The organism is Haemophilus sp. SZY H35 (genome assembly GCF_018829705.1).
Lineage (GTDB): Bacteria > Pseudomonadota > Gammaproteobacteria > Enterobacterales > Pasteurellaceae > Haemophilus > Haemophilus haemolyticus_K.
Genome location: NZ_JAHKJZ010000003.1, coordinates 356,293 through 369,932 on the forward strand (window position 1 = coordinate 356,293; position 13,640 = coordinate 369,932).

13 protein-coding genes are annotated in these 13,640 nt (G+C 36.5%); 5 read left to right on the forward strand and 8 right to left on the reverse strand.

Annotated features, from left to right (window positions below; translation table 11 throughout):
* Positions 1-58 precede the first annotated feature (58 nt).
* The 6 genes from dcuC to KP710_RS07680 all read right to left on the reverse strand — a co-directional run bounded on the left by dcuC (position 59) and on the right by KP710_RS07680 (position 6,300).
* Positions 59-1,354, reverse strand: a complete 1,296-nt coding sequence (gene dcuC / locus KP710_RS07655) for a C4-dicarboxylate transporter DcuC (RefSeq protein ID WP_215771050.1) — start codon at positions 1,352-1,354, stop codon at positions 59-61.
* A gap of 17 nt (positions 1,355-1,371) precedes the next feature.
* Positions 1,372-2,076: a dipeptidase PepE gene (pepE, locus tag KP710_RS07660; RefSeq protein ID WP_215771051.1), complete on the reverse strand. Its 705-nt coding sequence runs from the start codon at positions 2,074-2,076 to the stop codon at positions 1,372-1,374.
* 81 nt (positions 2,077-2,157) lie between these two features.
* Positions 2,158-2,625, reverse strand: coding sequence for an Lrp/AsnC family transcriptional regulator (locus tag KP710_RS07665; RefSeq protein ID WP_049355585.1), 468 nt, complete (start codon positions 2,623-2,625; stop codon positions 2,158-2,160).
* Positions 2,626-2,718: 93 nt separating this feature from the next.
* Positions 2,719-4,248 (reverse strand): YfcC family protein, encoded by a 1,530-nt coding sequence (locus tag KP710_RS07670; protein WP_215771052.1) that lies wholly within the window; start codon positions 4,246-4,248, stop codon positions 2,719-2,721.
* Positions 4,249-4,353: 105 nt separating this feature from the next.
* Positions 4,354-5,286 carry a carbamate kinase gene (gene arcC, locus KP710_RS07675; protein ID WP_005627271.1) on the reverse strand — a complete coding sequence of 311 codons (933 nt, stop codon included), beginning with the start codon at positions 5,284-5,286 and terminating at the stop codon, positions 4,354-4,356.
* A gap of 9 nt (positions 5,287-5,295) precedes the next feature.
* Positions 5,296-6,300, reverse strand: a complete 1,005-nt coding sequence (locus KP710_RS07680) for an ornithine carbamoyltransferase (protein ID WP_005636096.1) — start codon at positions 6,298-6,300, stop codon at positions 5,296-5,298.
* 366 nt (positions 6,301-6,666) lie between these two features.
* On the opposite strand from KP710_RS07680, the gene hcp reads away from it, so the two are divergent.
* From hcp to crcB, 4 genes are all read left to right on the forward strand, one after another.
* Positions 6,667-8,319 carry a hydroxylamine reductase gene (hcp, locus tag KP710_RS07685; RefSeq protein ID WP_215771053.1) on the forward strand — a complete coding sequence of 551 codons (1,653 nt, stop codon included), beginning with the start codon at positions 6,667-6,669 and terminating at the stop codon, positions 8,317-8,319.
* A 103-nt stretch (positions 8,320-8,422) separates the two neighbouring features.
* Entirely contained in the window at positions 8,423-9,445 is a 1,023-nt protein-coding gene (gene hcr / locus KP710_RS07690; protein ID WP_048953159.1) for an NADH oxidoreductase, read from the forward strand.
* A 111-nt stretch (positions 9,446-9,556) separates the two neighbouring features.
* Complete coding sequence (locus KP710_RS07695) at positions 9,557-10,375, forward strand: Cof-type HAD-IIB family hydrolase (RefSeq protein ID WP_140450253.1); 819 nt, start codon at positions 9,557-9,559, stop codon at positions 10,373-10,375.
* Positions 10,375-10,761: a fluoride efflux transporter CrcB gene (gene crcB, locus KP710_RS07700; protein WP_048953161.1), complete on the forward strand. Its 387-nt coding sequence runs from the start codon at positions 10,375-10,377 to the stop codon at positions 10,759-10,761. Before KP710_RS07695 ends, crcB begins: the two co-directional genes overlap by 1 nt.
* On the opposite strand, the gene recX is transcribed toward crcB, so the two are convergent.
* Both recX and recA read right to left on the reverse strand, forming a co-directional pair.
* Positions 10,758-11,216, reverse strand: coding sequence for a recombination regulator RecX (recX, locus tag KP710_RS07705; protein ID WP_048953162.1), 459 nt, complete (start codon positions 11,214-11,216; stop codon positions 10,758-10,760). The genes crcB and recX overlap by 4 nt on opposite strands.
* Before the next feature lie 79 nt (positions 11,217-11,295).
* Complete coding sequence (gene recA / locus KP710_RS07710) at positions 11,296-12,360, reverse strand: recombinase RecA (protein WP_048953163.1); 1,065 nt, start codon at positions 12,358-12,360, stop codon at positions 11,296-11,298.
* A gap of 376 nt (positions 12,361-12,736) precedes the next feature.
* Between recA and tfoX the strand changes: the two genes are divergently transcribed.
* Positions 12,737-13,390: a DNA transformation protein TfoX gene (gene tfoX, locus KP710_RS07715; RefSeq protein ID WP_111407845.1), complete on the forward strand. Its 654-nt coding sequence runs from the start codon at positions 12,737-12,739 to the stop codon at positions 13,388-13,390.
* The last annotated feature ends 250 nt before the right edge of the window (positions 13,391-13,640 follow it).

The following is a 13,640-nucleotide window of genomic DNA, read 5'->3' on the forward strand; positions in this document are numbered from 1 at the left end:
TAAAAGTCTATAAAAACAGACCGCACTTAAATAAAGTGCGGTCAATTTTTTACTATTTCTACAACATAAATAATGCTAAGAATAAAACAGCAAGTATCATGCCTGGTGCAGTACGTTTTACCATTTCTACAGGGCTTACCATCGCAAGGCCTGCACAAACAATAGTTACGCCTGCAATTGGTGAAGCTGTACGGCCTATTGCACCGGCAATCGCTGCTGCCATACCAAGATTTACATGAGTGTAGCCGAGTTCTACCGCATGTGGTGTGACAGCACTGTTAAAGGCTATCGCTGCTGCATCGCCAGAGCCTGTAATTAAGCCCATTAAGAATGGTCCAATTGTTGCACCCCAACGTACAAATTCGTTGGATTCTTTTAAGAAAGAAATTGCAGCATCCACTGCGCCCGTAGATTTTAATCCTGCTACAAATACGCTGGCTGCAATGATGATACCAAGTACGTTTGCATAAGAATTACCCATACCATTGAAAAATTCTTCAGTGATTTTTACTGGGGAAATGCGGGTTACGATAATGCCGTAAATTGCACCAATCAGCATCGCTTGAGGCACACCCATTTTAGTCCATTCAAGACCCGGTACTTGTTGTAATGAGGTTCCACCAATTACTAAAATAACTAATGGTATTAATGGTGCAAGGGCATAAAGTACATTGACGCCTTCAACAACTTTAATTTCACTTTCTTTTTGTTCTGCAAGATAAGCTTGGCGATGTTGTTCACCATAATCTTTAAAAACAAGCGCAAGAATTGTTAAAACAATAGCACCTATTGCTCCCGCAATCATGTTATATGGCGCATGTGAAAGGTTTACTTGAGCAATAGTTAAGCCTGACATTTCACTAATCATTGCTGAGTGAGAAGAACCTGGACTCATCATTGATCCAAAAGTCCCAGCTAAAATAGCTGCCCCAGCAGTAGCTGGTCGAACACCCGCACTCTTTAAAACGGGAATTAATGTTGCGCCAACCGCAGCAGCACAACCAGCAGCAGAAGGAATAGCAATATTGATGAAAAAGGTAATGACTGTTGCAATCGGAATTAAGAAGAATTTTAATCCGCTTAATGGTTTGGTAAGTAAATGTACCAGATGAGTATCACATTGAGTGTATTTCATTACATAAGCAAAACCCATACTGGAACAGATAGCCATAATTAATCCGCCAGATGTCATGCTTTTGGCAAAAGCATCTAATGCGCCCATTGGATTAAGCGTCAGAATGGACATTATTAAACCGACACCAATCAAAACAGTTCGGGTTTCGGCTTTTTTAATTAGAAAATAAATTGTGGCAATAATGCCAACCACTGCAACGATGGATTTAAATAATTCCATTATATGTTCCTTTTAAGTTAATAAGAAAAAGTTGTATTGATGTCAAATGTGCTACATTCCATATTTTCACTGAAGCACAAAATAGGATTTTCACCTAACACAGTTGCCATTTCATTTTGTATATGAAGCGCAGAACCTTCGGGCAATGCATATACAAGTGCGGTTGGATTAACGAGTAAAAATTCTGCCAAACGTTCTTCTCGGCTTTCACCATTATGGCCTTGCATTTTACCTGAAATAAAGTGCGGATTAATTTGATGAGGAAAAAGCTGTAATGCTTGAAATGAAGGAGGATAAGTAATTGGCATATCATTAGTTGTCATAATAGATGCGCCAGCTACATTAGCCCCTGCACTCCAACCAAAATAAGGCGTACCGTTATTTACTTTTTCACGAATGATATCAATCAAATTGTGTTCATAAAGTTGTTTTAACAAACAAAATGTATTCCCGCCGCCAATAGCGATGACATCTGCTTGTTCAATGATATCTCGATGCTGTTTACCACGATGAACGGAAACAATATTCATCCCTAAATCAGAAAGTGCATTTTGCACAGTTTTTTCATATTCATCAAAAGTGCGACGTACCCCAGCATAAGGCACAAAAGCAATTGTTTTACCACGATAATCAGTCAGGAAACCTTGTAACCAAGGTATGGTGTGTTCAAGATAACCTGTGTTCTTGTATTTTGAGCTACTGAGCAGTAACATGTTTTTCATATTTATAATCCTTTTTAGGGATGAAAAGTTATTGCTATTATGCCGAAGCTAAAAACAAAATCCAGCATAAAAGCTGGATTTTTATAAAGGCAATTCAGTTGTTGACTTAACCGTTTTTAGTGTAACTTCTGATTTTAAGGTTTTAATGCCAAGCCTAGAATTGAGATAGGTGTTTTTGATGTAATTAAATTGGTCAAGATCAGATACATTGAGTTTCAATAAGAAATCAAAGCTACCAGCCATAAAATGGCATTCGGTAATTTGAGGGATTAATTTCACTTCAAAAATAAACCGCTCTTTTAATTCTGGGTCTTCTTCAAAGAAAGAGCCTAATGCATAAACGATGAGATTACAGTTTACTTTTTTAGGATTTAATAAAGCTACATAGTTATCAATTACGCCGCTTTCTTCCAAGTGATTCACTCGACGTAAACAAGCTGAATTTGAAAGTCCTATTTCGTTGGCCAGTTCATTATTTTGTAATCGACCATTTCGTTGTAATGCTTTAAGAATACGAGTATCGATATTATCGAAATATTTTTTAAGCATAGTAAATCCTTTTTATGCTAACAAAAAAGATAACTTATTGTAAAAGAAACCGCCTAGAAAAACTGTGATCTAGGCGGCAATTTGACTAATTAGTTAAACACTATATAAAGATACTTGTACTACTAATAAAATGGAACCAATTAGCAATAAGCATCCAATCATTGGCATGACGAATTTAACCCATCTATCAAATGGAATATGCAACATTTGGAGTGTCACCAATACTAATCCTGTTGGTGCCAAGAATAGCATTGCATATTGTCCCCAGTTGTAAGCGGAAACCACGATATCGCGTGGAATACCCACTGAGTCAGCAAGTGGCGCCATAATTGGCATTGAAAGTACGGCTAAACCAGAAGAAGATGGTACGATTAAACCTAGGAAAATAAATACGACTAATTGACCTAAGATAAATACGCTACCCGGCATACCACTAACCACATTAGACATATAATCAAGGATAGTGTCAGAAATCATACCTTGTTCGAGTACTAAGTTCACGCCACGAGCAAGACCAATGATTAATGATACGCCTACTAATTCTGATGCACCTTCTGTGAAGGATTCCACAATATCTTTTTCAGACAAGCCACTGATAAACATAATGATGATAGTAATGGCAAGGAAAGATGCAGCCATTTGAGGGAACCACCATCCGCCAACCATTACACCCCAAATCATAATAGGGAATGCGATGCAGAAAAGCGTTAAGATTAATTTGCGACGAGCTGAGAATTCGATAGTTGCATTTGGATCAAAGTTCTTCATATAACGTTGGCGAAATTCTTCGCGATCGTCATAAGTGAAAGAAAAACTTGGGTCAGCTTTAATTTTTTTACAGTACCAATAAAGATATGCGATTACGCAAGTTGCCCCTAAAGCTAAACCTAGAGCACGGAAACCAATACCTTCAGTAAATTGAATACCCGCTGCATTTGATGCAATAACAACGGAGAATGGGTTAATTGTAGAGAATGCAGTTCCCATAGATGAAGCAAGGAATATAGCCCCTACGCAGACTATCGCATCATATCCCAGAGCCAAGAATACTGGCACCAGAATCGGATAGAATGCCACAGCCTCTTCTTCAATACCGCATGTTGTGCCACCTAACACCATTAAGACGGATACGCTGAATACAATAAAAAATTCATTACCTTTGGTTTTCTTCGCCAGAGCCATCAACCCAGCATTAAAAGAACCAGTACGGTTAATGACACCAATCAACCCTCCCAATACGAAGATAAAGACCATGACATCAACGGCTTCGATGGTGCCTTCCACCATACTTTTGGTGATGTCTTCAATGCCTTTGTGGTGTTGTTCTACACGTTGATAGGTACCAGGAATAGCGATTGGTTTTTTGATCACACCTTCGGTGAAGTTGGAGAGTTTAATTTTGATATTGAGATTATCAAGAGTGTCTGTTGTGGCGGGATAAGTTTTATCGTCAACGCCGTAAGCTTTGACCACAAAAACATTATCAGTGGAGTTATATGTTAATTTTGAATATGAACCGGATGGAATAACCCAGGTCAATCCAACAGCGAGAATTAAGATTGCAAATAAAATAGTAAACGCTGATGGGAAATTAAACGTTTTCTTCTTTTTGGACGCATCCATAGCGAGCTCCTTATGTATAACGTTTAAAGTGCGGTTGGTAAAAACATCGGTTAAACTGACCGCACTTTTTACTTTGAGAATGATTTCTCAAAGTTCTTTTATTATTTAAGCATAATAGGATATGCCTTCAGCTTTTTTCGTAATACGAGTACCAGCTTTTCCTTTCACAATGTCCACAATATCAGATAAAGAGCCTATTACTGCATCTTTTCCTGTTTGTTTCGCAAAGTTGATCGCAGCTTGTACTTTCGGCCCCATGGAACCTGCAGCGAAACCAAGTTCTGAAATGGCTTCAGGTGATGCGACAGAAATTGCTTTTTGAGTTGGTTTACCCCAATCTACGAAAGTTGCAGAAACGTCAGTTGCGATGATAAATAAATCAGCGTCAAGATTTTCTGCAAGTAAAGCTGAACATAAATCTTTGTCGATAACAGCTTCAACACCTTGTAAATTATGGTGTTCATCATAATAGGTCGGAATGCCACCGCCACCCGCACAAATTACGATACTGCCTTTTTCAAGCAACCATTTGACCGGACGAATTTCAAAAATACGTTTTGGTAATGGACTTGGCACAACGCGACGATATTTATCCCCATCTTGTGCGATAGACCAATTTTTTTCTTTTGCCAAACGTTCAGCTTCTTCTTTCGTATAAACAGGGCCAATTGGTTTAGTTGGATTTTTGAAAGCTGGGTCGTTGATATCAACTTCTACTTGAGATAATAAAGTTGCAAATGGCACTTCAAATGGAACTAAATTACCGAGTTCTTGTTGAATCATATAGCCGATCATACCTACTGATTCTGCACCTAATACATCTAAAGGATAGGTTGGTACATCAGTATAAGCGGCACCTTGTAAAGCGAGTAAACCAACTTGTGGGCCATTACCATGTGCAATTACTAATTCATTATTTGGCCAAATCTTAGCAATTTGCTCACAAGCAATGCGAACATTTTGTCGTTGATTTTCGGCTGTCAGCGGCTCTCCGCGTCGTAATAACGCATTACCGCCTAATGCAATCACTATTCTCATACAGCCTCCTTATGCCAAACTTGCTACCATGACTGCTTTAATTGTGTGCATACGGTTTTCTGCTTGTTCAAATGCAATGTTCATTGGAGATTCAAATACGTCTTCAGTTACTTCAATACCATTAGCTAACTCAGGATATTTTTCAGCAATTTGACGACCAACTTTGGTTTCACTGTTATGGAAGGCAGGTAAGCAGTGCATAAATTTCACTTTTGGATTACCAGTGCGTTTCATTAATTCAGGTGTGACTTGATAAGGCAGTAATAATTTAATGCGTTCGCCCCAAGTTTCTAATGGTTCACCCATTGAAACCCATACATCAGTATGAACAAAATCAACACCTTTCACCGCTTTGTCGATATCTTCAGTTACGGTAATACGAGCGCCACTTTCTTTCGCAAATTTTTCGCACATTTCAACAAGGCTTGCTTCTGGTAATAATGCTTTAGGTCCACAAATACGAACATCCATACCTAATTTTGCACCAATTAATAAAAGTGAATTACCCATGTTATTGCGAGCATCTCCAATATATACATAGCTAATTTCGCTTAATGGTTTGTCGCAATGTTCAATCATGGTAAGTACGTCGGCAAGCATTTGTGTTGGGTGGAATTCATCGGTTAAGCCATTGAATACTGGCACACCAGCATAATCAGCAAGTTCTTGAACGATACTTTGTTTAAAGCCACGATATTCAATTCCATCATACATTCTGCCTAATACGCGAGCGGTATCTTTCATACTTTCTTTGTGGCCAATTTGGGAGGAGTTAGGGTCGATGTAGGTGACTTGTGCGCCTTGGTCATAAGCGGCGACTTCGAATGCACAGCGTGTACGGGTGGAGGTTTTTTCAAAGATGAGCGCGATATTTTTGCCTTTTAATTTTTGTTGTTCTGTGCCTGCATATTTGGCTCGTTTCAAATCTCGTGAGAGATCTAAGAGATATTTAATTTCACGTTCTGTGTGATGAACAAGACTAAGTAAATGTCTGTTTTTCATATTGAAAGCCATAATAATCTCCTTGTGTTTTGACTATCCATTGGGGAATAAACATACATCATTCGAGATACTGCTTGTTGTTCGAACAGTTGCATTATAAGAGAAATAAAATGAAATTTGTTATCGTTTTTCAACTGGTAATGCCAATATATGCAATTTTATTGCGAGGTTTTTAGTATTGTTAGAATTTATTTTCTTCTAAATAAAAATAGATTAACTTGTTATTGGTATTAATTTAATCTAGATCAAACAAATTCTAATTAATCAAAATTTCCTTTTGTATCTAGTAGAAAAAAGGTTTTATCATTTTTTTATAAATCTGAGTGATTTTATCGGGTTTATAACGAAACTTTCTATTCTAATCAAAAGGACTTAATTATGTACTGCGTACAATGCGAACAAACAATGCGCACACCTGTGGGTAACGGTTGTAGTTACTCTCAAGGAATGTGCGGTAAAACTGCGGAAACTTCTGATTTACAAGACCTCCTTGTTGCAACTCTGCAAAGCTTATCTGCTTGGGCTATTCAAGCGAGAGATTTAGCTATTATCGATAATGAAATTGATGCTTTTACGGCACAAGCATTTTTCTCTACCTTGACTAATGTAAACTTTGATTCTCAACGTATAGTTGAATATGCGCAACAAGCCATCGCTTATCGCGATAATTTAATGAAACGTTGCCGTACACTAAATCCAAGTATTGATGTAAACCATCCGTTAGCTCATTTACAGCTTGAAGGTTCAACTATTTCTGATTTAACAAAACAAGCTGCGAATTTTGCCCTAAATTCTGACCGCACTTTGATTGGGGAAGAAGTACATGGTGTGCGTATGCTTTGTTTATACGGTTTAAAAGGTGCGGCTGCTTATATGGAACATGCCCATGTTTTAGGTAAATTTGATAATGAGGTATATCGTCAATTCCATGAGTTTATGGCGTGGCTAGGAACGAATCCAAGTGATCTAAATGAATTGTTAGAAAAGGCGCTTGGCATCGGTAATATGAATTTTCAAGTAATGAGTTTATTAGATGCGGGTGAAACAGAAGCATTTGGCCATCCTGTTCCAGCAACGGTAAATGTGAAGCCTGTAGCAGGAAAATGTATTTTAATTTCTGGTCATGATTTAAAAGATTTAAAAGCACTTTTAGAACAAACGGAAGGAACTGGGATAAATATTTATACTCATGGTGAAATGTTGCCTGCGCATGGTTATCCAGAATTGAAAAAATACAACCATTTGGTTGGTAACTATGGAAGTGGTTGGCAAAATCAGCAGAAAGAATTTGCGAAATTCCCTGGTCCTGTAATTATGACCTCTAACTGTATTATTGATCCTAATGTTGGTAATTACGCGGATCGTATTTATACCCGTAGTATTGTGGGCTGGCCTGGTGTAACGCACATTGAAGATCGTGATTTCAGTCAAGTTATCTCGAAAGCACAAGAAATGACGGGATTCCCTTATGATGAATTAGAACACAAAATTACTGTTGGGTTTGGTCGTCAAACTTTATTAGATGCTTCAGATGCGGTGATTAATCTTGTTGCTGGTGGAAAATTACGTCATGTTTTCTTAGTGGGCGGGTGTGATGGTAGCAAAGGTGAACGTAGCTATTACACTGATTTTGCTCGTCAAGTACCGGAAGATTGTGCGATTTTAACTTTAGGTTGTGGTAAATATCGTTTTAATAAATTAGATTTTGGTGCTATTGATGGGTTACCTCGCTTGTTAGATGTTGGGCAATGTAATGATGCGTATTCTGCGATAATGCTTGCTGTAAATCTTTCACAAAAACTTGGTATTGGCGTTAATGAATTGCCATTAACACTAGTGCTTTCTTGGTTTGAGCAAAAAGCTATTGTTATTTTGCTTACCTTATTGGCGTTAGGTGTAAAAAATATCTATACAGGGCCGACTGCTCCAGCATTTTTAAATGATAATGTGATGGCATTATTAAATGAAAAATTCGGTTTGCGCGGTTTGACCACTCCTGAACAAGATATGGCAGAAGCTTTAGCTAAATAACATTTCATAGAAAAGTGCGGTCGATTTTTTAATTTGTAGTATTAGTTTTATAAACATTTTAAAAATCCACCGCACTTTTTTCTATCTTCAAAGAGAAAATTCTATGTCAAATAATCAGAATCCGTTGTGTTATAACGAAATGCAGGTACATGCTATTCATCAGGAAACTGATGATGTCTATACAATTGAATTAATAGCACAAGATTTTTACCCTTATGAGCCTGGTCAGTACGCTTTAGTAAGTATTCGTAATACGCCAAATATTGTGCGAGCTTATACACTATCATCTACGCCAGGAATGAGCCGTTTTGTTACTTTAACCGTTCGCCGTATTAAAAATGGAGTAGGTTCTAATTGGATTACATCCGAAATTAAAGAAGGTGATCAAATTTGGCTATCCGATCCAATGGGTAAATTTACCTGTACCCGTATTGTAAGTGATCGATATTTGCTTGTGGCTGGTGGATGTGGCGTTACGCCAATCATGTCTATGACGCGCTGGTTATTAAAAAATAAACCGAGTGTAGATGTGGTTGTATTCTATAGTGTCCATTCGCCTAAAGATGTTATTTTTAAACGAGAATGGACATTGCTGAAAGAACAATTTCCACAGTTAAAATTATTTATTAATGCTTCTGTTGATGCGGATGATGGCTTTATAGCTGGACGTTTAAATAGTCAAATGTTATCTGACCTTGTACCCAATATAGCTGATTATACGGTGCTGACTTGTGGTCCAGAGAGTTATATGAATGATTTACGTACGATGACAGAATCCCTTGGTATTCCATCTGAGCGTTTCTTTTTAGAGCAATTTCATTCTTCAGCAGAAAATTGTATGTTAGATAATAGTAAACAAGTGACGCTTTCTATTATTAATCCAGTACCTCAAACTTTTTCTGTACCTGTTGGAAAAACCTTATTAGCTGCTTTGGAAGAACATAAAGCACCGATTATTGCCGCCTGTAGAGAAGGTATTTGTGGTTCTTGTAAAACTTTAGTGGTGAGTGGGGATTATGAAGTGAGTTCAAACGGACCGCTGACAGAAGATGAAATTAAACAAGGTTATGTTTTAGCGTGTTGCTGTCAAATGAAAGGAAATATATCAGTTGATTTAATGCCTTAATCCTTAATAAAGTGCGGTTATTTTTATTACGGTTTTTATACATTGATCTTAGACAAGGGCAATTTGTATATTTAGTGATATGATAACCGCAAATTATTTTTTGAGTTTTTTATGAATTTACCTTTTCGAGCAATGGTGTCTGATTTAGATGGCACCCTTTTAACTCCTGAACATTTAGTCGGTGATCTTACCATTGATACGCTGAGAGCATTAGAGCAAAACGGAGTGGATATCATTTTGGCAACGGGGCGTAACCATACCGATGTGTCATCTATTCTTGGAAAAATTGGTGCGAAACGTGCGGTTATGATTACATCAAATGGTGCTCGTGTACGGGATTTACAGGGTAATTTGCTTTATAGCAATAGTTTGCCTGAAGACTTAGTTCTCGAGCTTTACAAAACGCCATTTGATACTTCCAAAGTATGCATGAATAGCTATCAAGATGAAGGTTGGTTTACTAACAAAGATATCCCTGCAATGCGTCAGTTCCATAAAGAATCTGGATTCGATTATAACGTTGTCGATTTTTCCAAACATCATGGACGTGGGACAGAAAAAGTCTTTTTTATTGGTAAAACTCCTGAGGATTTAGTTGAAGTAGAAAGTTATTTACGAGATAAGTTTGGTGACGTAACGACAATTGTTTATTCAGCATTAGCTTGTTTGGAAGTAATGAATAAGAATGTTTCAAAAGGGGATGCATTAAAACATTTACTCGAATCACGTGAGTATGAGTTAAAAGACTGTATTACTTTTGGTGATGGAATGAATGATGTAGAAATGCTTTCTTGGTCTGGTAAGGGCTGCATCATGCAAGATGCAGATGTTCGTTTAAAAAAAGCTTGTCCAGAGTTAGAAGTTATTGGTTCAAATAAAGAAGAATCAGTCGCTCGTTATTTGCGAACCCAATTTGGATTAGATTATTAATGCAGGCATTATTATTTATAAGTTGTGGTGCAATATTAGGTGCGTCATTGCGTTGGGCTATAGGATTGTTATTTAATCCTTTATTTTCCTCATTTGCTTTTGGAACTTTAATAGCTAATTTGCTTGGTTGTTTAATTATTGGTGTATTACTTGGGCTTTTTTGGCAATTTCCACAAATTAGTTCTGAATGGCGGTTATTTTTAATTACCGGTTTTTTAGGATCGCTAACCACATTTTCTTCTTTTTCTTCCGAAATTGTGGAATTATTTTTTAATGACAAGTGGTTAAATGGATTTTGTGTATTGATGATGCATTTATTCGGATGTTTAGCTATGACTGTATTGGGCATTTGGATATATAAAATTTGTTCTCAACTTTTATCTTAATCCCATTCACTTTGGTTTTGCCCAATTAAATCAGCAAATTCATCGCTACGAAATCCATGTGATAGCATATATTGCCAAATTTTTTGTTTCATTTTAGGCGTTTGCTGTTCGTTGTAATTTGGGAATTTTTTACGTAACAAGTTCTCAGCCATTTCATACCAATTAATTTCTGATTCCATTAAAACTTCATCAATAATATCAGAAGACACACCTTTTAATTGGAGTAATTCTTGTCGAATTCTTCCTACACCATAACCTTTTTGTGCGCGTGAATTTAGATAATTTTCTGAAAAACGACGATCACTTTGCCAATTTTTTGCCTGGCATAAAGATAATGCATCATCAATTTCTTCTTCCGAAAAGTTCTTTTCCTGCATTTTATTGCGGAGCTCGAATTCACTATATTCTCTGCGAGAAAGAAGATTAACTATGTAATTAAAAGCAAGGGATGACAAGGAATGATTCCTTTATTTTTATTGAGTTGATATAAAGTGCGGTTAAAAATGACCGCACTTTTGGCGTTAATGATTTGATTTATTCAAAATCACTTTCTGATCCGGAACTATTTTCAGATTGTTCAATATCAGCCATTAAAGCTTGTTCTGGATTAGCCACTAATTCTGCGCGTAAACGAGCTTCTAACTCATCTGCTTTTTCTGGATTTTCATTGAGCCATTTCATTGAGTTAGTTTTACCTTGGCCAATTTTTTCTCCATTATAGGCATACCACGCACCTGATTTCTCTACAAGCTTGTGTTTTACACCAAGTTCTAATAATTCCCCTGCTTTTGAAATACCTTCACCATAAAGAATTTGGAAATCTACTTGACGGAATGGTGCTGCTAGTTTGTTTTTCACTACTTTTACGCGGGTTTCATTTCCAATGATATTTTCGCCATCTTTTACAGAACCTGTGCGACGAATATCTAAGCGAACAGAAGAATAGAATTTTAATGCATTGCCGCCTGTGGTAGTTTCAGGGTTACCAAACATCACACCTATTTTCATTCGGATTTGGTTAATAAATACAACTAAACAGTTTGCATTTTTAATTTGGCCAGTAAGTTTACGTAAAGCTTGTGACATTAAACGAGCTTGTAGCCCCATATGGGAATCACCCATATCCCCTTCAATTTCAGCTTTGGGTGTCAGTGCGGCAACGGAGTCAACAATGATTACATCAATTGCGCCAGAGCGAACTAATGCATCGCAGATTTCAAGTGCTTGTTCACCATTATCTGGTTGAGAAACAAAAAGTTCTTTTACATCCACCCCAAGTTTTGCTGCATAAATAGGATCAAGGGCGTGTTCTGCATCAATAAATGCACAGGTTTTTCCCGCTTTTTGCGCTTGAGCAATGACGGAAAGAGTTAATGTTGTTTTACCAGATGATTCAGGTCCGAAAATTTCTACAATTCGTCCCATAGGTAGACCACCAATTCCCAGTGCAACATCTAAGCCAAGTGATCCAGTAGAAATAGATTCTACATCTAACGTTTTGGTATCGCCTAACTTCATAATTGAGCCTTTACCAAATTGTTTTTCGATTTGTCCTAATGCTGCAGCTAGTGCTTTTTGTTTTTCTTCTTGAGTCGCCATAAGTGAATTCCTGTTTGAATGTTCAAGTTTTTTGTGATTATATCTGTATTGATGTACAGGTCAAGAGAAATTTCTATATTTTATGAGAAATGTGAACAACAGTTCAGAATTAGTTTTGAATATTTATAGATAAAATAAATAAAAATAGTTAGAAATAAATTTGCTTCTTTTATCTCTATTTTATGTTGTAAGAAGGATTTTTACTATATTGATTATTCATAGTAATTTAAGTGTTTCTTTAAAAATAAATTTTATTTTGCGATCAGGTTCACAAAATTGAAATTTATTTTTAGGTAATGAAAAAAGTTCGTGATATAAAAAAAGCAGAAGTACTTCTACCGATTTTTTCAACAAATTATTCATTTTGGAGATATATATGAATATAAAAGACGAACATATTGATGTAGTTTGCTCTCTGTTAGATCAGTTGGTAGGAAATGTTACCTCCAGGAACCTTTTTACAGGATATGGGTTATTTCATAAAGGAGAAACGATGTTTGCAATTTGGCAAAATAAGAAACTCTACTTGAGAGGGGAGGGAGAGTTAGCATCTTATCTTATTAGGCTTGGTTGTGAGCCTTTTACAACAAATGAAGTAAATAAACGCTTTGTTCTTTCTCAGTATTATGCTTTATCTAATCAGGTTATAGGTGATAATGCATTATGTAGAAAACTAGTAATTCTATCTATTAAACAAATTCAAAAGCAGAAGTTGAAGCGTACATTAAATAAACTAAACCGTTTGAAAGATTTGGCTAACTTGACTATTAGGCATGAGAGAGCGCTAATTAAAGCTGGTATTTTAGATGTTAAAATGCTGAGGGAAATTGGCGCAGAGAATGCTATGGTTCGATTAAAAAAAGCAGGAAGTGGTGCTACTTTAGATTTCTACTGGAAATTAGTTGGAGCATTACTTAATAAAAATAGCCAAATGTTCACTAAAGCAGAAAAAGAAGCTTTATTAAAAAAATTGAATGAAGTTTTGAGGGCTAACGGTTTAAAAGGTTATAAAAAATTAGATGATGAGTAAAATTTGCGCGTTCAAATAAAATTTCTTAAAAAGGGGTTGCAAAGGGTTTTAAAACGCCTATAATGCACCGCACACAACGACGCACTGTTGTGAAGTCTTTAAGTTTCCAAGTGCGTCGTTGTTTTTTGCTCTTTAACAATATATCAGACAATCTGTGTGGGCACTTGTTGATTGACTTGTTTTAAAATATTTTAATTTTGAAGTCTTAATAGGTGCTTAACTGAAAATTCATAATTACTTTTTTAAGTAG

Coding starts and splice junctions, on each gene's coding strand:
- dcuC (WP_215771050.1), bottom strand. CDS start 1,354: ATGGAATTATTTAAATCCATCGTTGCAGTGGTTGGCATTATTGCCACA.
- pepE (WP_215771051.1), bottom strand. CDS start 2,076: ATGAAAAACATGTTACTGCTCAGTAGCTCAAAATACAAGAACACAGGT.
- KP710_RS07665 (WP_049355585.1), bottom strand. CDS start 2,625: ATGCTTAAAAAATATTTCGATAATATCGATACTCGTATTCTTAAAGCA.
- KP710_RS07670 (WP_215771052.1), bottom strand. CDS start 4,248: ATGGATGCGTCCAAAAAGAAGAAAACGTTTAATTTCCCATCAGCGTTT.
- arcC (WP_005627271.1), bottom strand. CDS start 5,286: ATGAGAATAGTGATTGCATTAGGCGGTAATGCGTTATTACGACGCGGA.
- KP710_RS07680 (WP_005636096.1), bottom strand. CDS start 6,300: ATGGCTTTCAATATGAAAAACAGACATTTACTTAGTCTTGTTCATCAC.
- hcp (WP_215771053.1), top strand. CDS start 6,667: ATGTACTGCGTACAATGCGAACAAACAATGCGCACACCTGTGGGTAAC.
- hcr (WP_048953159.1), top strand. CDS start 8,423: ATGTCAAATAATCAGAATCCGTTGTGTTATAACGAAATGCAGGTACAT.
- KP710_RS07695 (WP_140450253.1), top strand. CDS start 9,557: ATGAATTTACCTTTTCGAGCAATGGTGTCTGATTTAGATGGCACCCTT.
- crcB (WP_048953161.1), top strand. CDS start 10,375: ATGCAGGCATTATTATTTATAAGTTGTGGTGCAATATTAGGTGCGTCA.
- recA (WP_048953163.1), bottom strand. CDS start 12,360: ATGGCGACTCAAGAAGAAAAACAAAAAGCACTAGCTGCAGCATTAGGA.
- tfoX (WP_111407845.1), top strand. CDS start 12,737: ATGAATATAAAAGACGAACATATTGATGTAGTTTGCTCTCTGTTAGAT.